Source organism: Cupriavidus sp. UBA2010, assembly GCF_002335265.1.
Taxonomy (GTDB): domain Bacteria; phylum Pseudomonadota; class Gammaproteobacteria; order Burkholderiales; family Burkholderiaceae; genus Cupriavidus; species Cupriavidus metallidurans.
The window spans coordinates 125,605-145,510 of record NZ_DDCI01000022.1; the positions used below are offsets into that span (position 1 = coordinate 125,605).

The 19,906-nt window shown below is 61.3% G+C and carries 26 protein-coding genes; 3 read left to right on the top strand and 23 right to left on the bottom strand.

The genetic code is table 11. From position 1 onward, the window contains the following. Positions 1 to 62 precede the first annotated feature (62 nt). The 3 genes from ccsB to B2246_RS17470 form a co-directional block, all read right to left on the bottom strand. Positions 63 to 1,286, bottom strand: a complete 1,224-nt coding sequence (ccsB, locus tag B2246_RS17460) for a c-type cytochrome biogenesis protein CcsB (RefSeq protein ID WP_035881097.1) — start codon at positions 1,284 to 1,286, stop codon at positions 63 to 65. 102 nt (positions 1,287 to 1,388) lie between these two features. Continuing rightward, a complete protein-coding gene (locus tag B2246_RS17465; RefSeq protein WP_035881096.1) occupies positions 1,389 to 3,641 on the bottom strand; it encodes a cytochrome c biogenesis protein ResB in 2,253 nt (750 codons plus the stop codon). 169 nt (positions 3,642 to 3,810) lie between these two features. Beyond that, the gene (locus B2246_RS17470; protein ID WP_008642993.1) at positions 3,811 to 4,470 is read right to left on the bottom strand and encodes a c-type cytochrome; all 660 of its coding nucleotides are present in this window, start codon (positions 4,468 to 4,470) and stop codon (positions 3,811 to 3,813) included. A 331-nt stretch (positions 4,471 to 4,801) separates the two neighbouring features. Here B2246_RS17470 and yihA point away from each other — a divergent pair, with 331 nt between their 5' ends. From yihA to B2246_RS17485, 3 genes are all read left to right on the top strand, one after another. Beyond that, a complete protein-coding gene (yihA, locus tag B2246_RS17475; protein ID WP_008642992.1) occupies positions 4,802 to 5,485 on the top strand; it encodes a ribosome biogenesis GTP-binding protein YihA/YsxC in 684 nt (227 codons plus the stop codon). A 270-nt stretch (positions 5,486 to 5,755) separates the two neighbouring features. After that, a complete protein-coding gene (hemB, locus tag B2246_RS17480) occupies positions 5,756 to 6,748 on the top strand; it encodes a porphobilinogen synthase (protein WP_035881095.1) in 993 nt (330 codons plus the stop codon). Between the two features lie 7 nt (positions 6,749 to 6,755). Then, a complete protein-coding gene (locus B2246_RS17485; RefSeq protein ID WP_035881094.1) occupies positions 6,756 to 7,937 on the top strand; it encodes a magnesium transporter CorA family protein in 1,182 nt (393 codons plus the stop codon). An 18-nt stretch (positions 7,938 to 7,955) separates the two neighbouring features. Here the strand turns inward: B2246_RS17485 and dsbD are convergent, their stop codons facing one another. The 20 genes from dsbD to rplN form a co-directional block, all read right to left on the bottom strand. Next, a complete protein-coding gene (gene dsbD, locus B2246_RS17490; protein ID WP_051705286.1) occupies positions 7,956 to 9,863 on the bottom strand; it encodes a protein-disulfide reductase DsbD in 1,908 nt (635 codons plus the stop codon). A gap of 67 nt (positions 9,864 to 9,930) precedes the next feature. Further along, positions 9,931 to 10,311 carry a divalent-cation tolerance protein CutA gene (gene cutA, locus B2246_RS17495; protein WP_035881092.1) on the bottom strand — a complete coding sequence of 127 codons (381 nt, stop codon included), beginning with the start codon at positions 10,309 to 10,311 and terminating at the stop codon, positions 9,931 to 9,933. Positions 10,312 to 10,424: 113 nt separating this feature from the next. After that, on the bottom strand, positions 10,425 to 10,820 hold the full coding sequence (gene rplQ / locus B2246_RS17500; RefSeq protein WP_008642987.1) for a 50S ribosomal protein L17: 396 nt from the start codon (positions 10,818 to 10,820) through the stop codon (positions 10,425 to 10,427). A gap of 151 nt (positions 10,821 to 10,971) precedes the next feature. Continuing rightward, on the bottom strand, positions 10,972 to 11,952 hold the full coding sequence (locus tag B2246_RS17505) for a DNA-directed RNA polymerase subunit alpha (protein ID WP_008642968.1): 981 nt from the start codon (positions 11,950 to 11,952) through the stop codon (positions 10,972 to 10,974). Positions 11,953 to 12,127: 175 nt separating this feature from the next. Continuing rightward, positions 12,128 to 12,751, bottom strand: a complete 624-nt coding sequence (rpsD, locus tag B2246_RS17510; RefSeq protein ID WP_008642965.1) for a 30S ribosomal protein S4 — start codon at positions 12,749 to 12,751, stop codon at positions 12,128 to 12,130. Between the two features lie 291 nt (positions 12,752 to 13,042). After that, entirely contained in the window at positions 13,043 to 13,444 is a 402-nt protein-coding gene (gene rpsK / locus B2246_RS17515) for a 30S ribosomal protein S11 (protein WP_008642963.1), read from the bottom strand. A gap of 24 nt (positions 13,445 to 13,468) precedes the next feature. Further along, entirely contained in the window at positions 13,469 to 13,834 is a 366-nt protein-coding gene (gene rpsM / locus B2246_RS17520; RefSeq protein WP_008642961.1) for a 30S ribosomal protein S13, read from the bottom strand. A gap of 19 nt (positions 13,835 to 13,853) precedes the next feature. After that, on the bottom strand, positions 13,854 to 13,970 hold the full coding sequence (gene rpmJ / locus B2246_RS17525; protein ID WP_008642959.1) for a 50S ribosomal protein L36: 117 nt from the start codon (positions 13,968 to 13,970) through the stop codon (positions 13,854 to 13,856). A gap of 31 nt (positions 13,971 to 14,001) precedes the next feature. Beyond that, a complete protein-coding gene (gene infA / locus B2246_RS17530; RefSeq protein WP_010812378.1) occupies positions 14,002 to 14,220 on the bottom strand; it encodes a translation initiation factor IF-1 in 219 nt (72 codons plus the stop codon). A gap of 24 nt (positions 14,221 to 14,244) precedes the next feature. After that, complete coding sequence (gene secY, locus B2246_RS17535; RefSeq protein ID WP_008642955.1) at positions 14,245 to 15,588, bottom strand: preprotein translocase subunit SecY; 1,344 nt, start codon at positions 15,586 to 15,588, stop codon at positions 14,245 to 14,247. A 49-nt stretch (positions 15,589 to 15,637) separates the two neighbouring features. Next, positions 15,638 to 16,072, bottom strand: coding sequence for a 50S ribosomal protein L15 (rplO, locus tag B2246_RS17540; protein ID WP_008642954.1), 435 nt, complete (start codon positions 16,070 to 16,072; stop codon positions 15,638 to 15,640). A gap of 19 nt (positions 16,073 to 16,091) precedes the next feature. Beyond that, on the bottom strand, positions 16,092 to 16,274 hold the full coding sequence (gene rpmD / locus B2246_RS17545; protein ID WP_008642953.1) for a 50S ribosomal protein L30: 183 nt from the start codon (positions 16,272 to 16,274) through the stop codon (positions 16,092 to 16,094). A gap of 10 nt (positions 16,275 to 16,284) precedes the next feature. After that, a complete protein-coding gene (rpsE, locus tag B2246_RS17550) occupies positions 16,285 to 16,803 on the bottom strand; it encodes a 30S ribosomal protein S5 (RefSeq protein ID WP_008642951.1) in 519 nt (172 codons plus the stop codon). A gap of 21 nt (positions 16,804 to 16,824) precedes the next feature. Further along, the gene (rplR, locus tag B2246_RS17555; RefSeq protein ID WP_008642949.1) at positions 16,825 to 17,181 is read right to left on the bottom strand and encodes a 50S ribosomal protein L18; all 357 of its coding nucleotides are present in this window, start codon (positions 17,179 to 17,181) and stop codon (positions 16,825 to 16,827) included. A gap of 11 nt (positions 17,182 to 17,192) precedes the next feature. Further along, complete coding sequence (gene rplF / locus B2246_RS17560; RefSeq protein WP_008642946.1) at positions 17,193 to 17,726, bottom strand: 50S ribosomal protein L6; 534 nt, start codon at positions 17,724 to 17,726, stop codon at positions 17,193 to 17,195. Between the two features lie 9 nt (positions 17,727 to 17,735). Beyond that, entirely contained in the window at positions 17,736 to 18,131 is a 396-nt protein-coding gene (rpsH, locus tag B2246_RS17565; RefSeq protein ID WP_008642944.1) for a 30S ribosomal protein S8, read from the bottom strand. Positions 18,132 to 18,158: 27 nt separating this feature from the next. Beyond that, positions 18,159 to 18,464 carry a 30S ribosomal protein S14 gene (gene rpsN, locus B2246_RS17570; protein ID WP_008642942.1) on the bottom strand — a complete coding sequence of 102 codons (306 nt, stop codon included), beginning with the start codon at positions 18,462 to 18,464 and terminating at the stop codon, positions 18,159 to 18,161. A gap of 9 nt (positions 18,465 to 18,473) precedes the next feature. Further along, positions 18,474 to 19,016, bottom strand: a complete 543-nt coding sequence (rplE, locus tag B2246_RS17575) for a 50S ribosomal protein L5 (protein ID WP_008642941.1) — start codon at positions 19,014 to 19,016, stop codon at positions 18,474 to 18,476. Positions 19,017 to 19,041: 25 nt separating this feature from the next. Beyond that, positions 19,042 to 19,350 (bottom strand): 50S ribosomal protein L24, encoded by a 309-nt coding sequence (gene rplX / locus B2246_RS17580; protein WP_008642940.1) that lies wholly within the window; start codon positions 19,348 to 19,350, stop codon positions 19,042 to 19,044. Positions 19,351 to 19,359: 9 nt separating this feature from the next. After that, a complete protein-coding gene (rplN, locus tag B2246_RS17585) occupies positions 19,360 to 19,728 on the bottom strand; it encodes a 50S ribosomal protein L14 (RefSeq protein ID WP_006576237.1) in 369 nt (122 codons plus the stop codon). Positions 19,729 to 19,906: the final 178 nt, after the last annotated feature.

Below are 19,906 nucleotides of genomic sequence, written 5' to 3' on the forward strand. Positions count from 1 at the left end.
GGAAACAAAAAAGCCTGCCGGAATCGGCAGGCTTCGTCATCGGGACAGGTTGATCTGGCGGATCAGAGTTCGCCGTAGCTGTGCAGCCCCGACAGGAACATGTTCACACCGAGAAAGGCGAAGGTCGTCACCAACAGGCCAACCAGCGCCCACCATGCAGCAACCGTACCGCGCAGCCCCTTCATCAGGCGCATGTGCAGCCAAGCTGCATAGTTGAGCCAGACGATCAGCGCCCAGGTTTCTTTCGGATCCCAGCTCCAGTAGCCACCCCAAGCCTCGGCAGCCCACAGTGCGCCGAGGATCGTTGCGATCGTGAAGAAGGCGAAACCGACCGCGATCGCCTTGTACATGACGTCGTCGAGCAACTCGAGCGAAGGCAGACGCTCGGCCAGAATGCCACGTTGCTTGAGCAGGTAGGCCACCGACACCATTGCCGCCAGCGCGAACGTGCCGTATCCGATGAAGTTCGCCGGCACGTGGATCTTCATCCACCAGCTCTGCAGGGCGGGCACCAACGGCTGGATCTCCTGTGCATTGCGGCTGACCGTGTACCACAGCAAGAAACCGACTGCCGCTGACACCACGAGCATCACGAACGGTCCAAGCGCGCGGGTTGCATAGCGGCGCTCGTAGTACAGATAAAACAGGGACGTGATCAGCGAGAAGAGAACGAAAACCTCATAGAGGTTCGAGATTGGAATATGGCCGATGTCCGCGCCGATCAGGTACGACTCGTACCACCGCACCATCAGACCCGTGAAGCCCAGCACGACGGCCGCCCAGCAGAGCTTGCTGCCAATGCTGTAGCCGGTTTCCGACCGCGAAATCAGTCCAACCCAGTAGAACAGGGTCGAGAGGAACACCAGCGCACTCATCCAGAGGATGGCCGACTGGCTCGACAGGAAGTACTTCAGGAAGAAAGCCTGCTCGGCGCGCGCGAGGTCACCCTGATAGAGCTGGATCGCGAACAGCGAAAACGCCGCGATGCCGATCATCAGCAGACGGACGGGCTTCCAGTGCCAGCCCAGCAGCGCGAACGTCGGCACTGCGGCAATCAGCACGCCCTTGTCATAGACGTTCATCCACTGGCCGTAGCGCGAGAGCGCAAACCCGGCGCCGACCACGAGCAGCAGCGCGAAGACCCAATCGGTCCAGCCCAGGCGGCTCAGGAATGAAGGTTCGAGATAGGCGGTGTCCTGGCCGGATGCGTCACGGGACACATCATCGGTTGCCGCGGCACGCCGCGGCGTCAGGCCAGGATTGACGTGATTCACATTCGAGGACATGGCATTCCTGCTCTTTGGCGCTAAGCGCCTGTTTTATCTGCTGCGCCCCCGCCCGCGTGTCTCCGCACAGGCTGACGCCGGTTCATGCTCTTGTACTTTGTACTATAGCGATGACGCGTGCTTATCATCTGACGCTGATGGCCCCGATTGCGGTGCGCCTTGCGTCATCGCGGCATCATGACCACCCGCCGCTTCCGTCACCTCGGCGCCAACGGCGCGGCCGATATCGGCGCGCAACGCCACGAATTCCTTCTCGAAATCCATCGTGCGACGTTGTGTGGACATCGCCATCAGGACGTGACTACCGCTGGAGTGTCCGGCAGCATCGACGCCCTTGTCCTTGATCCAGATCCAGACGCGCCGTTCGCGAATGTAGAACATTGCGAACACGCCCAGGACAAGCAGCAAGCACCCAAGATACACGATGTTCTTGCCCGGCGCACGAGTCATCTGGAACACGCTGGCCTGGACCTGCTGGAAGTCTTCTAGCTGCAGAAACACCGGCGCGGCGTAGAAGAAACTGTCCGAAAGCGCATTGATTGCCTGCTGGAGGAATACGCCGCTTTTCGTGTCATTTGGGATGGCCGGCAGCTTGTCCTGCTCGCGCGCCAGTTGCCAGAGCTCCCACATCGAGCCGTTGAGAATCTTCAAAAGCACGTCCGCGGCCTTTTGCTGATCAGCCTGCGGGACCGATTTTTCCAGGAAGGCAGCGATCGCCGTGAAACCGCCCGGAGGCGCGTCGGGCGACGTGCGAGTGGCCCCAGCAAACAGGTCCAACGCACGCATGGCGCTTTCGGCCAGTTGCTTGCGCAGGTCCGCCTTGTCGGCGCCCGGCATCGATATCTCGGCGAAACGGCGGGCAGCTTCGCCGCGCATCCCCTTGTCCTGCAGCGCCGCGCGCAGACGCATCCAGTCCGCCACACTACTCTGGTCATCGGCCGGAATTCTCAGGTAGCGGAATGGCTCATTCGGCGATTCGCGCATACCGGCCAGGAACACGGTCTGCCCATCCAGTTGCACCGGCAGCATGTAGTTGTTGAACTCGCGAGCCTGACCATTTGCGTCGCGCAGCTTGTACTGCACCGACGGACCAACATTGCGCAGGTCCTTTTCCTTGTTCGGATTGGCAGCGGCGCCGAGGTGCTGCTCCAGCGTGCCCAGCGAGGATTTGCGCGCCACGCCACGCGCGTCGGCCTTGCCCGACGCATCCGTGACCGTCTCGACGTTCATCAGCCGGAAATCGCTGAACTCGACGGTCAATCCATCCTTGTCGGCACCAGTGCCCGTGCCCGCGAGGGGCGCGTTGCCACCGATCGTGCCGGCAAACGGGAACGTCGCATGGGTACTGCCCGTCATGGGATACCCGACGAACTTCAGACGCGAGCCGCCGTCTTCGAAGCTCGACTGATAGATGGCCACGCCGTCGATGACCAATGGCTCGTTGACCTTGATCGTCGCCTCGGTCTTCTTGCCGGTTGCCCGGTCGGTCACCACCACATCGGAGGCGAACAACTTGGGCATCCCAGTGGAATAGAAGTCCACGGTGAACTTCTTGAGCATGATCGTGAACGGCAGGTCCTGCACCAGCGCGCCGTCGGCGATGTTGAGGATCGCGGTCGACACGGTCGCACCTTCGGGCACGAACGCATTGCCACGGAAGCCCGGATTGCTTGGCGAGAGCCTGTGCTTGGCCGGAATCTCGCTGATGATGGCATTGCCGTCGATCGGGGACTTGCCGCCAAACCACATCTGCGCCCGGATCAGCATGTCGCCATCAAGCAAACCCCCCAGGCAGATCACGACGATGGCGGTGTGCGCGAGGATGTAGCCGAGCTTGTTCGCCGAACCGGCCTTGGCAGCCAGCAACGTGGCGCCCTCGTGCTCGACGGGCTTGATGCGATAACCCCGGTTGCGCAGCAGCGCATACACCCGGCCGGTGGCATCGGTACGGACGCGCGACGCATCGTACTCACCCCGATGATGGAATGCGCGCAGGCTGCGCTCGCGCACGTGATCCTTCCACGAGCGCATGTCGACGATCATCTTCGGCCCATTGCGCGCGATACAGAGCGAAGTCGAGACAACGAGAAAGCCCAGGATCAGCAGGAACCACCAGGAGCTGTACACCTTCTGCAGGGACAGCGCGTGGAACAGGTCCGCCCAGAACGGCCCGAACTGATTGACGTAATTCGGGTACGGTTCGTTCTGCTTGAGCACCGTGCCGATGATGCTGGCGATGGCAATCACCGTCAGCAGCGTGATGGCGAAGCGCATCGAGGACAGCAACTCGACGGCGTCGCGCAGCACGCGGTGATGAGTCTTCAGGTGCAGGCCTGAAGTGGAAGGGGTCGACATGTGCGGTAATACCCGATATCCGGTTTGGTGCTTGATGTGACGCCGGTTGGGCGCCGGAAAACAAAAGAGGGTGGACGTGCTTTGGCAAGCAGGCCACCCTCTTCGATTGCTGCTGGCACGGCTGGTTCATCCCCCAAGGGGATACCCTGCCATGCCGGCCGGATACGACTTAACGGACGCCGGCGACGTAGTCCGCGACCGCCTTGATCTCGGTATCCGACATCTGGGCGGCGATCGTGCTCATGACCGAATTGTTGGTACGGGTGCCCTGGCGGAACGCCACCAGTTGCGCTTCGGTGTACTCGGAATACTGGCCGCCGATTCGCGGATATTGCGCCGGGATGCCGGCACCGGTCGGACCGTGGCAGCCAGCGCAGGCCGGCACGCCCTTGGCCGCGATACCACCGCGGTAGATCTTCTGGCCAATCTCGATCGTGTCCTTGTTCTTCGCTGTGGCAGGCTTGACCTGCTGCTTGGCGAGATAGGCACCGATGTCCTTCATTTCCTGGTCGTTCAGCGCCGACGCATACGGCGTCATGATGGCGTTGTTACGGCTCTTGGCCTTGAAGTCTGCCAGTTGCTTGTGCACGTACTCCGCTTGCTGGCCGGCCAGCTTAGGATTGGTGGCCGCGGCACTGTTGCCGGCTGCGCCGTGGCAGGAAAGACATGCTGGCACATTGCGATCGGGTGCGCCTTGCGAATATAGCGTCTCGCCCTTGGCGGGATCTGCCTTCGCGGCGGCCTGCTCTGCGGCAGATGCCAGCCCACTCATGGCGGCCATCGGAACAGCCAGCGCCATGACACCCAGAAGTTTCGCAATGCGGTTCATTCGTATACCTTGTCAGATTTGTTATGAACACCGTAATGCATGCCGATCTTCCCTTGCCAGGCGGTGAGGAAGCGCCTTTTCGAGCAAGGGGTGAGACCGGTATACGCAACGCCCACCAACCCGCCCAGGACATTGCTTCCCGGGCGATTTAAGGCATCGCCGATGACATCGCGCAAGGATGCCACACGTCACCTGCTCAGGAGACCGTAAACCGGGTTATTGTACAATAAATCGCTTTCCGGATTGACTTAGATCAGTCTCTGTGGCGACGTCCCTTCAAGGGGTCGTATACCACCCCGCCGACTCGTCACCCGCCTCACCACTCCAGCGCATGTCCCTCCTACATCAGGCTCGCTTTTTCACGACCGTCAACCACCTCCGCGACCTGCCTGCCACGGCCGTTCCCGAGGTGGCGTTCGCCGGCCGCTCCAACGCCGGCAAGTCCACGGCCATCAACATCCTGTGCAACCAGAAGCGGCTGGCGTTCTCGTCACGCACGCCCGGGCGCACGCAACATATCAACTTCTTCACCGTGGCGCCGGTCAAGGCCCCCGATCCTGTCGGCTTCCTGGTCGACCTGCCCGGCTACGGCTATGCGGAAGTATCTGGCAGCGCCAAGTTTCACTGGCAAGGCCTGCTTTCCGACTACGTGCAGGCCCGGACGCAGTTGTCCGGCCTGATCCTGATGATGGATGCGCGCCGCCCATTCACGGACCTCGATTGCCAGATGGTCGAGTGGTTTCTGCCGACCGGCAAGCCGATCCACGTGTTGTTGACCAAGGCGGACAAGCTGACCACCAGCGATAATGCCAAGGCGCTGCGCGAAACGCGCAAGGTGCTCGCCGATTACGCGGCGCAGATGGAAAACCCGCCGGCGCTCACCGCCCAGTTGTTCTCCAGCCTGAAGCGTCGTGGCATCGAAGAAGCACAGCGGGTAGTGGCGGGTTGGCTGGCGTTGCCTGAAGCGCAGCCTGCCGTTGCGAAGACGGATACGCCCGACACGCCGCAGGGCTGAGGCCACGCATCGACTTCGAACCGGCAAAAAAAAGCCCCGTTGCGAACAACGGGGACGAACTTTCCCGCCGGTTCAGGGCGGGTACCCGCTCAGGGAGGAGTAGCGGGGGACATCCGCGCTGCGCGGAGCAACACAGGGTGTCCGCGAGTATGATAGCGGGCACGCACAAAAGTTCTTTTTTCTTTCGGCGTACTTCTGCTGCTGTCTGCCGCGGGCTTCTCGCGGTGACGTGCGCCGCGCATTCGTCCACGACTCTCCCAAGATTCAGCCATGTCCACGTTCCCCGAGTTCCGTCCCCGCCGCATGCGTCGCGACGACTTCTCGCGCCGCATGATGCGCGAGAATCGCCTGTCGCCTGACAACCTGATCTATCCGGTCTTTATCCTGGAAGGCCAGAACCAGCGACAGACCGTGGCGTCGATGCCCGGCGTGGAACGTGTGTCCGTGGACCTGCTGATGCCGGTCGCGGAAGACTGCGTGAAGCTCGGCATTCCGGTCATCGCGCTGTTCCCGGTGATCGATCCGTCGCTGAAATCACCTGACGGCATCGAGGCCACGAACCCCGAAGGCCTGGTGCCTCGCGCCGTGCGCGCACTGAAGGATCGCTTTCCCGAGCTTGGCGTGCTGACCGACGTCGCGCTCGATCCGTACACGAGCCATGGCCAGGATGGCGTGCTCGACGAGAACGGCTACGTGATCAACGACATCACCGTCGAGATCCTCGTCAAGCAGGCGCTTGTCCAGGCGGAAGCAGGTGTCGACATCGTCGCGCCGTCCGACATGATGGACGGCCGTATCGGCGCCGTGCGCAACGCACTGGAAGAAGCTGGCCACATCCACACGCGCATCATGGCCTACTCGGCCAAGTACGCGTCAGCGTTCTACGGCCCGTTCCGCGATGCGGTGGGCTCGGCCAGCAATCTGGGCAAGGGCAACAAGATGACTTACCAGATGGACCCGGCCAATACCGACGAGGCCCTGCGTGAAGTCGCACAGGACATCATGGAAGGCGCCGACATGGTCATGGTGAAGCCGGGTATGCCGTACCTCGACATCGTGCGCCGCGTGAAGGACGAGTTTCGCTTCCCGACGTACGTGTATCAGGTCAGCGGCGAGTACGCGATGCTCAAGGCCGCCGCGCAGAATGGCTGGCTCGACCACGACAAGGTCATGATGGAATCGCTGCTGGCATTCCGCCGTGCTGGCGCGGATGGCATCCTGACCTACTTCGCGCGCGACGCCGCGCGCCTGCTGCAGGCCTGAGCGGCGGATGCAGCTGCTGGGCTTCTCGGCCAACCAGGTACATCCGCTGGACACACTCGACGCGGCGCGCGACTTCCTCTCCGGAAATGCGGCCGCGCGGTTTGTCTGGGCGGACTTCGGCACCGAGGAAGTTACGCCGGCGCCCGGCGCCTGGCGCGACAGCCTGATGGCGCTGACGGGCGCACCCATCCTCGACCTGCATCTGGCCGACGCCACCAATCCTGCGCATCCGTCGTTCTTCGATACGACCCACGCGTACGACATGGTGATCTTCCGCAAGCTCACCTTCGAAACCAGCCGGCAGTTCGCCGAGGCCGAGGCCACACAGTCCGTCACGCAGCGCAAGGCGTCGCGCAAATACGCGCCGGGCTTCCTGCCGGCGCTCGCGCGCATTGATACGCAGCCAGTTGCATTCTTCGTCTTCGACAACGTACTGGTAACCGTGCGGCCCTCGCCGTCACGCACGATCGAACAGGTACGCCAAAGGCTACTCGAAAGCTGTGGCGCGCCTCGCCCCGCGTCCGCGCGTGCCGGCGGTACAGCGGCGCTGGTGCATGGCGTCAGGCCGCCAACCCGGCCCGAAGACCTGATGCTGCGACTGCTGAACGCGATGGTCGACCGCTACTTGGATCTGCGTGCTCCGCTGACCCGGCAGCTCGATCGCTGGCAGCGGGCGCTGCTGAGCAGTCGCCATAGTTTCTCAAGCTGGGAAGGTCTGCTGGATGCGCGCATCCAGCTCAGGCGGCTCGAGCATCTCAGTGAAGAGCAGCGGGATGCGCTGCAGGAGTTTCGCGACAGTCTGCTCGACAATCGCTATAGCGCCGAAGATGCCGAAGGGGCGCAGGAAGCGAGCCGCGACGAAGTCCTGCTCGTACGCATCAACGACCTGATGGAGCACATCCTGCGCGTGCTGGCGCACGCCCGGCGACTCGAGGATTCGATCGAATCCGCGGTGCAGATCCATTTTTCCGCAGTGGCTCACCGAACCAACCGGACCATGCGCGCGCTGACCGTCATCACGGCGGTCTTCATGCCGCTGACGCTCATCACGGGCATCTTCGGCATGAACTTCGCGCGAATGCCGTGGCTGCAAGAGCCAGACGGCTTCTGGTGGTCAATCGGGCTGATGGGAGCCGTGGTCACCGTGATCGGTGGCGTCTGGGGCCTGGGCCGCTGGCTGGATCGCTAGGATGCGGGCCGGGTCAGGTCAGGTCTGCGACCGTGGCCCCAGCGCGCGCTCAAGGCTTTCGAGGAAGCGCGATGCCGATTGATAGCCGATCACCCGCACCGGGCGCTCCTGGCCATCCTTGCCGAAAAGGATGATGCCCGGCGGGCCGAACAGACCGAAACGCTTCAGTAACGCGCGATCGTCGGCATTGTTGGCTGTCACGTCAGCCTGCAACAGGACGACGTCCGCGAGTTGCGCCCTGACTTTCGCGTCCGGGAACGTCAGCTTCTCCATCTCCTTGCAACTGACGCACCAGTCGGCATAGAAATCCAGCAGCACCGGACGCCCGGCAGCGGAGGCCTGCGCGATCCGCGCATCCAGTTCGGCGATGCTCCGCACGCGCTCGAAGCGAGTCTCCGCCGCATGCGGTGGCAGCGTAGCCGCCGACAGACTCAGATGGGAAAGTGGCTGCAAAGGATTGCGTCCGCCCGACGCCACACCAACGATCTGAATCGCCCCTACCAGTGCCGCCAGCAGGCCAAGCCCCTTGCCCAGTCGCATCAGGCCCCGAGGGTCCGGGCCCAGCGCATCGAACGCACCGAGATAGACGGCTGCCACAAGCAGCAGCGCCGCCCAAGCCAGCATCACGACCCAGGCCGGCAGTACGGGCGTCACCATCCAGATCGCCACGCCCAGAAGCAGGAAGCCGAAGAAGCGCTTGGTAGCCTCCATCCACTTGCCCGCACGTGGCAGCAGATTGCCGGCGCCCATCCCAACCAGCATCAGCGGCACGCCCATGCCGAGTGCCATTGCCATCAACGCGCCGCCACCAGTGATGGCGTCGCCCGTTTGCGCGATATACGCCAGCGCGCCCGCGAGCGGGGCCGTGACGCAGGGCCCCACGATCAGCGCGGAAATCGCCCCCATCAGGGCCGCACCGACAAACTGCCCGCTCTGCCGGCGATTCGAGGATTCAGTCAGTCGGGCTTGCCAGCGCTGCGGCATCTGCAGTTCGTACATGCCGAACATGGACATCGCGAGCGCGACCATCAAGGCGGCGAAAGCGCCAAGCACCCAGGGCGTCTGGAGCGCCGCGGCCAGGCCTTCGCCAGCCAGGCCAGCCGCTACGCCCACCGTGGTGTAGACCACGGCCATGCCAAGCACATAGGAGAGCGACACCAGGAACGCACGCCCGCGCGTGACATGCTCGCCGACGACGATCGACGAAAGGATCGGCACCATCGGCAGCACGCACGGCGTGAATGTCAGAAGAATGCCGAGGCCGAAGAACAGGGCCCCGATCAGCGCGAGATTGCGACTGGCGAGTGCATTGGCGATCCGATCAGTGTCGTCGACCAGTTTGCTTTGACGCGTCGGCGTCGCGCTATCTGGCGCAGATTGCACGGCGGCTGGAGCCTGCGCCTCCGGCGTCGACTGGGCAGCCGCGCCACGATCGCCGAACAAGTTGCCAAGTACAGAGCCACCGACCTTGTAGATGCTTTCCATCGGCGGATAGCAAAGCCCCTTGTCCGCACAGCCCTGCGACGTCACAACGAGCGACCAGCGGCCATCTGCGGGCGCCTGCTCCACCGGCACCTTGATCACGACGGCACCGCGATACGTCTCCATGTCCTTGCCAAAGGTCTCATCGAAATGGACCTTTCCGGCAGGCATCTCCGGCTTGCCGAGCTTTACGTCAGCCGGCTGGGCAGCAAAGGCGAAGCGCTCCCGGTAGAGGTAGTAGCCATCGGCTACGTCGAAGCGAACCTCGACGGTTTTCTGGTCGATCTGCCTGGCGACAAATCGGAAGGCCTGCTCCGGCGGCAGGAAATCGTCTTCGGTCGCCGCATGTGCAACGGTCCAGAAGAAGAGGCAGGCGAATACCGTCAGCCATAGTGCGGCGATATGTCGCACCAGATTCCCGCGCGTCGCACCGGTTTTCCACATTGTTCCGATGCTGCTACCCGTCATTACCATGTGTTGATATTCCGATACTTGAGAAGCTTCAGTAGCTTCAGACCTTGTCGTCAGCACCCGTCGCTTCGCTCCGGACCCAGTCCAGATAGGCCGGCAAACCGGCCGCTAGCGGCCATGCGACAAGCTCCGGTACGTCGTAAGGATGCGCGGCGCGGATCAACGCCTCCAGGGCCCCGTACTGACGCTGCGTCGTCTTGATCAGCAGCGGCCACTCCTGCGCTTGCTCCAGCCGACCCTGCCACCAGTACTCCGACTGGCATGGTGCCATCCGGTTCACACACGCCGCTACGCGCGCCTCGAGAATGGCCGCGCTCAGGCGGATCGCCGACGCCTCGTCCGGCAGGTTCGTCATCGCAATCAGCACCGACTCCGCCGGATCTGCCGACTGAGCGGAAAGGGAAGCATTCGAAGCGGTCATTTCCAGATTCCGGCGCAAAACAAGGCACAAAACAAAAGAGCCAGGCAAAAGCCTGGCTCGATTGTAGTGCCGTGTCCAAAATCCCGTCAGCGAAAGACGGGATCAGGCATCACTTATTCCGCCGCTTCTTCAGCCGGGGCTTCGGTGATTTCCGGACGATCCACCAGCTCGACCAGCGCCATCGGCGCGTTGTCGCCCTGACGGAAGCCGAACTTCAGGATGCGGGTGTAGCCGCCCGGACGGGTGGCATAGCGCGGGCCCAGTTCGGTGAACAGCTTGGTAACCATGTCGCGGTCGCGCAGACGGGCGAAAGCCAGACGGCGGTTGGCAACGGTGTCCTTCTTGGCCAGCGTGATGAGCGGCTCGACAACCTTGCGCAGTTCCTTCGCCTTGGGCAGGGTGGTCTTGATCAGCTCGTGCTGGAACAGCGAGTTGGACATGTTGCGCAGCATCGCGAGACGGTGCGACGAGGTGCGGTTCAGTTTCCGCAAACCATGACGGTGACGCATGATGATTCCTTTCGATTTCAGTGTTTAACCAGCTCTTCTATCGCCTTTGCTTGCGCAACGGCGCGGGCCGGTGGGGCTTCCATGCCACGGACGGAATGCCTGTGGCGCGTACGAAGCGTGGGGCGGCGTTACCGCTACCCCACGACTTCAATTACTTCTCCAGACCTGCGGGCGGCCAGTTCTCGAGCTTCATGCCGAGCGTCAGACCACGCGAAGCCAGGACTTCCTTGATCTCGTTGAGCGACTTGCGACCCAGGTTGGGAGTCTTGAGCAGTTCGTTCTCGGTACGCTGGATCAGGTCGCCGATGTAGTAGATGTTCTCGGCCTTCAGGCAGTTGGCCGAACGCACCGTCAGTTCGAGGTCGTCGACCGGGCGCAGCAGGATCGGATCGATCTGCGGCGCGCGGCTCGAAGCGGCCTCGGCAGCCGATTCGGTGCCTTCCAGGGCGGCGAACACCGACAGCTGGTCAACCAGGATACGGGCCGACTGACGAATCGCTTCCTCGGGCGAGATCACGCCGTCGGTTTCGATGTTCATCACCAGCTTGTCCAGATCGGTACGCTGTTCCACACGCGCCGATTCGACGGCGTACGAAACCCGGCGGACCGGCGAGAACGAGGCGTCCAGCACGATACGGCCGATCACCTTGCTGGCTTCGTCACCGAACTTGCGAACGTTACCCGGCACATAGCCGCGGCCTTGTTCAACCTTGATCTGCATGTCGAGCTTCCCACCGGCGGACAGGTGAGCAATGACGTGACCCGGGTTGATGATCTCGACGTCGTGCGGCAGTTCGATATCGGCTGCCGTCACCACGCCTTCACCGTCCTTGCGCAGAGAAACCGTGACTTCGTCGCGGTTGTGCAGCTTGAACACCACGCCCTTCAGATTGAGGAGCAGGTTGACGACGTCTTCTTGCACGCCATCGATGGTGGAGTACTCGTGGACCACCCCAGCGATCGTGACCTCAGTCGGCGCATAACCGACCATCGACGACAGCAGCACGCGACGCAGGGCGTTACCGAGCGTATGACCGTAACCGCGCTCGAACGGCTCCATCACGACCTTGGCGTGATGGTCGCCCAGCGGTTCAACGGCGATGATTTTTGGCTTGAGGAGTGCTGTTTGCATTAGGTTGTCCTTTTCAATACCCTCGGCTCGTTACACCGATAAGGCTGACGTTTGGAACCTGAGAATCCCATCGTACGATGGGCAATAAGCCCGACGCGCCACAGAGCGCGTCGGGCTGAAAGCGAAGCCTTGCTTGAAAGGCAAGCGCTGAACCGTTCGATGATCGATTCGGCGATTAACGCGAATACAATTCGACGATCAGGCTTTCGTTGATGTCGCCGGAGATGTCGGCGCGATCCGGGGCTTGCTTGAACGTGCCTTCGAACTTCTTGGCATCCACAGCAACCCAGGTCGGGAAGCCCGACTGCTCAGCCAGCGACAGTGCTTCGGCGATACGCACTTGCTTCTTCGACTGCTCGCGCACCGACACGATATCGCCCGCCTTGATCTGGGCCGACGGAACGTTCAGCGTCTGACCGTTCACCAGGATCGCCTTGTGCGACACCAGCTGACGCGCTTCAGCGCGGGTCGAGCCGAAGCCCATGCGGTACACGACGTTGTCCAGACGCGATTCCAGCAGTTGCAGCAGCTTTTCACCGGTATTGCCCTTGCGGCGATCGGCTTCGGCGAAGTAACGGCGGAACTGACGCTCGAGTACGCCGTAGATACGCTTGACCTTCTGCTTTTCGCGGAGCTGGTTGCCGTAGTCGGACGTACGGGCGCCCGAAGTGCGACCGTGTTGGCCAGGCTTGCTGTCCAGCTTGCACTTGTCGGCCAGCGAGCGGCGTGCGCTCTTCAGGAACAGATCTGTGCCTTCGCGGCGGGAGAGTTTGGCCTTCGGGCCGGTATAACGTGCCACTTTATCTTCCTTTGATCGATCACGGCGCCATCATGACGCGCCATGAGTCCGTCACCGGTTGTAACGGACGGTGGGCTTATGGTTCTTCATCCGCCAACGACAGGCAGCCTGCCGCACGGACGCAACGCAAAAGCATGACAACACGCCGGACTGCGGAGGCAATGACCCCTTCGTCCAGACGCAAAACGAAAACCTGCTGCAATCAGATTGCAGCAGGCGAACGCGCGATACTACCACAGTCCGGAGGCAAGGGATCAAAACCCCCTTGCGGTTCTCCGGCAAACCAAGCGCTTAGATACGGCGGCGCTTCGGCGGGCGGCAGCCGTTGTGCGGCACCGGCGTCACATCTTCGATCACCGCGATCTTGATGCCCAGCGCGTTCAGCGCACGGACAGCCGACTCACGGCCGGGACCGGGGCCCTTGATGCGCACTTCCAGGTTCTTGATACCCTGGTCTTGCGCAACACGGCCGGCGTTCTCGGCAGCAACCTGGGCAGCGAACGGGGTCGACTTACGCGAACCCTTGAAGCCCTGGCCACCTGCGGTCGCCCACGACAGAGCGTTGCCCTGGCGGTCGGTGATGGTGATGATGGTGTTGTTGAACGAAGCGTGGACGTGCGCAATGCCGTCGGCAACGTTCTTCTTGACCTTCTTACGCGCGCGCTGGGCGGCGTTATTCGGACCTTTTGCCATTCGATTCTTCCTATGCCTTCGGCTTTACTTCTTCAGTGCCACGCCGGCCTTGCGCGGACCCTTACGGGTACGAGCATTGGTGCGGGTACGCTGACCGCGCATCGGCAGACCCTTGCGGTGACGCATGCCACGATAGCAACCAAGGTCCATCAGACGCTTGATGTTCATCGTGGTTTCACGACGCAGGTCACCCTCGACCGTGACCTTGCCCACTTCATCACGAAGCTTTTCCAGGTCGGCGTCGGTCAGGTCCTTGACCTTCTTGTCAAACGGTACACCGGTGGCCTCGCAAATCTTGCGGGCGCGCGAGCGGCCGATACCGTAAATGGCCGTCAGGCCGATTTCGGTATGCTTGTGGTTCGGGATGTTAACCCCTGCGATACGTGCCATTCGTCAATCCTCTTTCCGATTAGCCTTGGCGTTGCTTGTGGCGGGGATCCGACGAGCAGATCACGCGCACGACACCGTTGCGCTTGATGATTTTGCAGTTGCGGCAAATGCGCTTAACAGAAGCCAGCACTTTCATGATTTTCCTCTTCCTTCAATTCCTGTTCGCTTCACTTCGTCCGGAAGACGATGCGTGCGCGTGACAGATCATATGGGGTCAGCTCGACAGTCACCTTGTCACCCGGAAGAATCCGGATGTAGTTCATTCGCATCTTGCCGGAGATATGGCCCAGTACTACGTGGCCGTTTTCAAGCTTGACGCGGAACGTCGCGTTGGGGAGATTTTCCAGGACCTCCCCTTGCATCTGGATGACGTCGTCTTTTGCCATACCTGAGCCTGTCCCAACCTGTTTTTAACGCAAGGTCAGGTTACCCTTGAAATTCGCCTTCTTCAGCAGCGACTCATACTGCTGCGACATGACGTAGGACTGTACCTGTGCCATGAAGTCCATCGTGACGACCACGATGATCAGCAGCGAGGTTCCGCCGAAATAGAACGGAACGTTCCAGCGCAGCACCAGGAATTCCGGCAACAGGCAGACTAGTGTGATGTAAATCGCACCAGCCAGCGTCAGGCGCACCAAGATCTTGTCGATATAGCGCGTCGTTTGCTCGCCCGGACGGATGCCCGGAATGAAGGCACCACTCTTTTTCAGGTTATCCGCTACTTCCCGGCTGTTGTACACCAGAGCCGTATAGAAGAAGCAGAAGAAAACAATCGCAGTTGCATACAGCAGGATGTACACCGGCTGACCCGGCGACAGCGTGGCAGCCAGGTCCTTGATGAACCGACCGACCGCACTCGTCGAGTCCGACGTAAACCAGCCCGCAATCGTTGCCGGGAACAGGATGATCGACGATGCAAAGATCGGCGGGATCACCCCTGCCATGTTCAGCTTCAGCGGCAGGTGCGACGACTGACCGCCGTACACCTTGTTGCCGACCTGACGCTTGGCATAGTTCACCAGAATCTTGCGCTGGCCACGCTCGATAAACACCACGGCGAAGGTCACACCCGCAATGATCGCCACGATGAAGATCGCCGCGATGATGCTCATGGAACCCGTACGGACCAGTTCGAACAGTCCGCCAATCGCATTGGGCAAGCCCGCCGCGATACCGCCAAAGATGATGATCGAGATACCGTTGCCCAGACCACGCTCGGTGATCTGTTCACCCAGCCACATCAGGAACATCGTGCCAGTCACCAGCGTGATCACCGCCGTGGCCCGGAACATCAGACCCGGTTCCAACACGAGACCAGGCTGCGATTCCAGCGCAACCGCAATCGACAGCGCCTGGAACGTGGCCAGAACCACGGTGCCGTAACGCGTGTACTGCGTAATCTTGCGTTGCCCTGCCTGCCCTTCCTTCTTCAACGACTCCAACTGCGGCAGTACGATCGTCAACAACTGCATGATGATCGATGCCGAGATGTACGGCATGATGCCGAGCGCGAAGACGGTAAAGCGCGACAGCGCACCGCCCGAGAACAGGTTGAACATCCCGAGGATGCCACCTGACTGAGACTGGAAAAGCTTCGCAAGCTGGTCCGGATCAATCCCCGGCACCGGAATATGCGCACCGATGCGGTAAACGATCAGAGCCAGCACCAGGAACATCAACCGGCGCTTGAGATCGCCGTACTTCGCCGTGTTCCTGGCCTGCGCGCTTGCATTGGGTTTCGCCGTGGCCAAACGATGCTCCGACTGTGACTTCGCCTATGCTGCGAATGCTACTGCGTAATTACGCTTCGATCTGGCCGCCAGCGGCTTCGATCGCAGCCTTGGCACCAGCGGTGGCACCCAGACCCTTGATCGTCACCTTGCGGGACAGTTCACCGGCCTTGATGACCTTTGCGCTCTTGACCAGCTCGCCTACCAGGCCAGCTTGCTTCAGGACCAGCAGGTCCACTTCAGCAGCTTCCAGGCGCTCGATGTCGCGCAGCGTCACTTCGGCGGTGAAGGCCTTGGTCAGCGAGGTAAAACCACGCTTCGGCAGACGACGATACAGCGGCATTTGACCGCCTTCGAAGCCCACCTTGTGGAAGCCGCCCGAACGCGACTTCTGACCCTTGTGACCGCGACCAGCCGTCTTGCCCAGGCCGGAGCCGATACCGCGGCCGACGCGACGCTTAGCGTGCTTCGAACCGTCAGCCGGTTTCAGGTTGTTCAGTTGCATGTTGCTCTCCAAGTCCCGATCAGGCCAGAACCTTGACCAGGTACGAGACCTTGTTGATCATGCCGCGCACGGCGGGCGTGTCCTGCAGCTCCGAAACGGAGTTCAGACGGCGCAGGCCCAGGCCACGAACGGTGGCGCGATGATCCTCGCGCGTGCCGATCAGGCTGCGCACGAGTTGCACTTTTACGGTTTTCTGCGACATTTCGTTCACCTTAGCCGAGGATGTCTTCAACCGACTTGCCACGCTTGGCGGCGATTTCTGCCGGCGTGCTCATCTTGGTCAGACCATCGAGGGTGGCACGAACCATGTTGTAAGGGTTCGTCGAACCGTGCGACTTGGTCACAACGTTCGTCACACCCATCACTTCGAAGATCGCGCGCATCGGGCCGCCGGCGATCACGCCGGTACCTTCCTTGGCGGGCATCATCAGAACCTTGGCTGCGCCGTGACGACCAACAACTTCGTGCTGCAGCGTGCCGTTCTTCAGTGCGACCTTGACCATCTTGCGACGGGCTTCGTCCATTGCCTTCTGCACGGCCACCGGAACTTCCTTGGCCTTGCCCTTGCCCATGCCGATGCGGCCATCGCCGTCACCCACCACGGTCAGCGCAGCGAAACCGAGGATACGACCACCCTTCACCACTTTGGTGACACGGTTGACCGAGATCATCTTCTCGCGGAGGCCGTCGTCGCGTTCGTCCTGTTGGACTTTTGCTTGCATCTTTGCCATGACGTATCTCTCTGTGAGCGCTTAGAACTTGAGGCCGGCTTCGCGCGCAGCGTCAGCCAGAGCCTTCACGCGGCCGTGGAAGCGGAAGCCAGCGCGATCGAACGCGACGGTTTCCACGCCGGCAGCCTTTGCCTTCTCGGCAACACGCTTGCCCACCACGGTGGCGGCAGCGACGGTAGCGCCGTTGCCATTCAGTTCCTTGCGCACTTCTGCCTCGGCGGTCGAAGCCGAAGCCAGCACTTGCGTGCCGCACGGCGAGTACACCTGAGCGTAAATATGCGAATTCGTACGGAACACGGTCAGACGATTCACCTTCAGTTCCGCGATCTTGGCGCGGGTCTGACGTGCACGGCGCAAACGAGCGTCTTTCTTGTTCATCATTGCACCCCTTACTTCTTCTTGGTTTCCTTCAGGATGACGCGCTCGTCAGCGTAGCGAACACCCTTGCCCTTGTAGGGCTCAGGCGGACGGTACGCGCGAACTTCCGCGGCAACCTGACCGACTTTCTGCTTGTCCGCACCCTTGATGATGATCTCGGTCTGCGTCGGCGTTTCCGCCTTCACGCCTTCCGGCATCTCATGGATCACGTCGTGCGAGAAACCAAGCTGGAGCTTCAGAGCGGCGCCCTGCAGTTGAGCGCGGTAACCCACGCCAACCAGCTGCAGCTTGCGCTCGAAACCGGTGGTCACGCCCTTGACCATGTTCGCGACGAGCGCGCGCATGGTGCCTTGCAGGGCATTAGCTTCGCGCGATTCGTCGGCCGGTTCGAACGTCAGCGTGCCTTCGGCAACGTTGACCTTCACCAGGCTATGAATCGGCTGGGACAGCGTACCGAGCGGGCCCTTCACGGAGAGCACGCCAGCCGCCACATTAACTTCCGCGCCTTTCGGCAGCGCGATGGGAGCCTTACCTACACGGGACATGTTTGCTCCTTACGCGACGTAGCAGAGAACTTCGCCGCCCACGCCAGTGGCACGTGCCTTGCGGTCGGTCATCAGACCCTGGGGGGTCGAGATGATCGCTACGCCCAGGCCGTTCATCACTTGGGGAATGTCGCTGCGGCCCTTGTACACGCGCAGACCGGGCTTCGAAACGCGCTCAATGCGCTCGATAACCGGACGGCCGGCGTAATACTTCAGACCAATGGTCAGTTGCGCCTTGCCGCCTTCTTCCTGCACCGAGAAGTCTTCGACGTAGCCTTCGTCCTTCAGGACTTTGGCGATCGCAGCCTTCAGTTTGGACGAGGGCATGACCACCGACGCCTTCTGCACGCCCTGGGCGTTGCGAATGCGCGTCAGCATATCGGCGATAGGATCGCTCATGCTCATACTGTTTCTCCTGTAGCCTGTGCGTAATTACCAGCTGGCTTTCGTCAGACCCGGAATTTCGCCCTTGAAGGCGATTTCACGAATCTTGTTACGCGCCAGGCCAAACTTGCGGAAGGTACCGCGGGGACGACCGGTGATCGCGCAGCGATTACGCTGGCGAGTCGGGTTCGCGTTGCGCGGGAGCTTTTGCAGCTCGAGGCGCGCCAGATAACGCTCTTCTTCCGACTTTTCTTGGTCGTCAATAATGGCCTTGAGGTTTGCGCGCTTGTCGGCGTACTTCGCCACGAGCTTTGCGCGCTTCTTCTCACGTTCAATCAGAGCCAGTTTAGCCACGGTTACCCCTTAATTACGGAACGGGAACTTGAACGCATTCAGGAGAGCCTTGGCTTCCTCGTCGTTCTTAGCCGTCGTCGTGATGCTGATGTTCAGACCACGCAGTGCGTCGATCTTGTCGTACTCAATTTCGGGGAAAATGATCTGCTCTTTCACACCGATGTTGTAGTTACCACGACCGTCGAACGATTTGCCCGACACACCACGGAAGTCACGCACGCGCGGCAGGGCCACGGTCACGAAACGATCCAGGAATTCGAACATACGCTCACCGCGCAGGGTCACCATCGCACCGATGGGGTAGCCCTGACGGATCTTGAAGCCGGCGATGGCCTTCTTGGCCTTCGTCACCACAGGCTTCTGACCGGCGATCTTGGTCAGGTCGCCAACGGCCAGTTCAATGACCTTCTTGTCATTGATGGCTTCGCCAAGGCCCATGTTCAGGGTGATCTTGGTGAAACGCGGCACTTCCATGACCGACTTGTAGCCGAACTGCTTCATCAGCGCCGGCACAACCTGTTCTTTGTAAAACTCTTGCAGACGTGCTGTCATGCTCAACTCCTATCTGTGCCCAGAATCAAGCGGCCAGGACGGCACCGGTCGTCTTCAGCACGCGCACGCGCTTGCCGTCTTCGACCTTGATACCGACGCGCGACGGCTTGCCATTGGCATCTACGAGCGCAACGTTGGAAATATGCAGCGGCATGAGCTTGTCGACCACACCACCGGTGGTGCCCAGCATCGGGTTCGGGCGAGCGTGCTTCTTGGCAACGTTCACACCTTCAACCACGACCTTGTCACCCTGCACTGCTTGCACCGTGCCGCGCTTGCCCTTGTCCTTACCGGTCAGCACGATGACTTCGTCGCCTTTGCGAATCTTGTTCATGGCGGCTCCTTACAGCACTTCCGGAGCGAGCGACACGATCTTCATGAAGCGCTCGGTACGGAGTTCACGAGTCACCGGCCCGAAGATACGGGTGCCGATCGGCTCGAGCTTGTTGTTCAGCAGGACAGCAGCATTGCCGTCGAACTTGACGAGCGAACCATCAGCGCGGCGCACGCCCTTGGCGGTACGCACGACGACTGCGTTGTAGATGTCGCCCTTCTTCACGCGACCGCGCGGCGCTGCGTCCTTCACGGTCACCTTGATGATGTCGCCCACGCTCGCATAGCGGCGCTTGGACCCACCCAGTACCTTGATGCACAGCACTTCGCGCGCACCGGTGTTATCGGCCACTTCGAGCCGGCTTTCTGTCTGAATCATGGTGTTATCTTCCCAACTTAATCCGCCAGACTTTCTATATACGAAGCCCGCCGGTCAGTCTTGGTCCCGTCGGTACCTGGCATTGCGCCCCGCACCGCTTGGGTTGATCAACTTGGAAGTCGGTAGTGCCTGTTGCCCCGTAAAACATGGAGCGCCAGACCCTGGCTCGCTTCACAGG

Excerpts from the sequence above, each read along its gene's own strand:
- rpsH (WP_008642944.1), bottom strand. The coding sequence starts at position 18,131 with ATGAGCATGAGCGATCCTATCGCCGATATGCTGACGCGCATTCGCAAC.
- infA (WP_010812378.1), bottom strand. The coding sequence starts at position 14,220 with ATGGCAAAAGACGACGTCATCCAGATGCAAGGGGAGGTCCTGGAAAAT.
- rplX (WP_008642940.1), bottom strand. The coding sequence starts at position 19,350 with ATGAACAAGATTCGCAAAGGCGACGAAGTCATCGTGCTGACCGGTAAG.
- yihA (WP_008642992.1), top strand. The coding sequence starts at position 4,802 with ATGTCCCTCCTACATCAGGCTCGCTTTTTCACGACCGTCAACCACCTC.
- rplF (WP_008642946.1), bottom strand. The coding sequence starts at position 17,726 with ATGTCCCGTGTAGGTAAGGCTCCCATCGCGCTGCCGAAAGGCGCGGAA.
- rpmD (WP_008642953.1), bottom strand. The coding sequence starts at position 16,274 with ATGTCGCAGAAAACCGTAAAAGTGCAACTCGTGCGCAGCCTGATCGGC.
- rpsM (WP_008642961.1), bottom strand. The coding sequence starts at position 13,834 with ATGGCACGTATCGCAGGGGTTAACATCCCGAACCACAAGCATACCGAA.
- ccsB (WP_035881097.1), bottom strand. The coding sequence starts at position 1,286 with ATGTCCTCGAATGTGAATCACGTCAATCCTGGCCTGACGCCGCGGCGT.
- rpsE (WP_008642951.1), bottom strand. The coding sequence starts at position 16,803 with ATGGCAAAGATGCAAGCAAAAGTCCAACAGGACGAACGCGACGACGGC.
- B2246_RS17465 (WP_035881096.1), bottom strand. The coding sequence starts at position 3,641 with ATGTCGACCCCTTCCACTTCAGGCCTGCACCTGAAGACTCATCACCGC.
- dsbD (WP_051705286.1), bottom strand. The coding sequence starts at position 9,863 with ATGTGGAAAACCGGTGCGACGCGCGGGAATCTGGTGCGACATATCGCC.
- rplE (WP_008642941.1), bottom strand. The coding sequence starts at position 19,016 with ATGACAGCACGTCTGCAAGAGTTTTACAAAGAACAGGTTGTGCCGGCG.
- cutA (WP_035881092.1), bottom strand. The coding sequence starts at position 10,311 with ATGACCGCTTCGAATGCTTCCCTTTCCGCTCAGTCGGCAGATCCGGCG.
- rpmJ (WP_008642959.1), bottom strand. The coding sequence starts at position 13,970 with ATGAAAGTGCTGGCTTCTGTTAAGCGCATTTGCCGCAACTGCAAAATC.
- B2246_RS17470 (WP_008642993.1), bottom strand. The coding sequence starts at position 4,470 with ATGAACCGCATTGCGAAACTTCTGGGTGTCATGGCGCTGGCTGTTCCG.
- rplR (WP_008642949.1), bottom strand. The coding sequence starts at position 17,181 with ATGAACAAGAAAGACGCTCGTTTGCGCCGTGCACGTCAGACCCGCGCC.
- rplQ (WP_008642987.1), bottom strand. The coding sequence starts at position 10,820 with ATGCGTCACCGTCATGGTTTGCGGAAACTGAACCGCACCTCGTCGCAC.
- B2246_RS17505 (WP_008642968.1), bottom strand. The coding sequence starts at position 11,952 with ATGCAAACAGCACTCCTCAAGCCAAAAATCATCGCCGTTGAACCGCTG.
- rplO (WP_008642954.1), bottom strand. The coding sequence starts at position 16,072 with ATGCAACTGAACAACCTGAAACCGGCTGACGGTTCGAAGCACGCTAAG.
- rpsK (WP_008642963.1), bottom strand. The coding sequence starts at position 13,444 with ATGGCAAAAGGTCCGAATAACGCCGCCCAGCGCGCGCGTAAGAAGGTC.
- hemB (WP_035881095.1), top strand. The coding sequence starts at position 5,756 with ATGTCCACGTTCCCCGAGTTCCGTCCCCGCCGCATGCGTCGCGACGAC.
- B2246_RS17485 (WP_035881094.1), top strand. The coding sequence starts at position 6,756 with ATGCAGCTGCTGGGCTTCTCGGCCAACCAGGTACATCCGCTGGACACA.
- rplN (WP_006576237.1), bottom strand. The coding sequence starts at position 19,728 with ATGATTCAGACAGAAAGCCGGCTCGAAGTGGCCGATAACACCGGTGCG.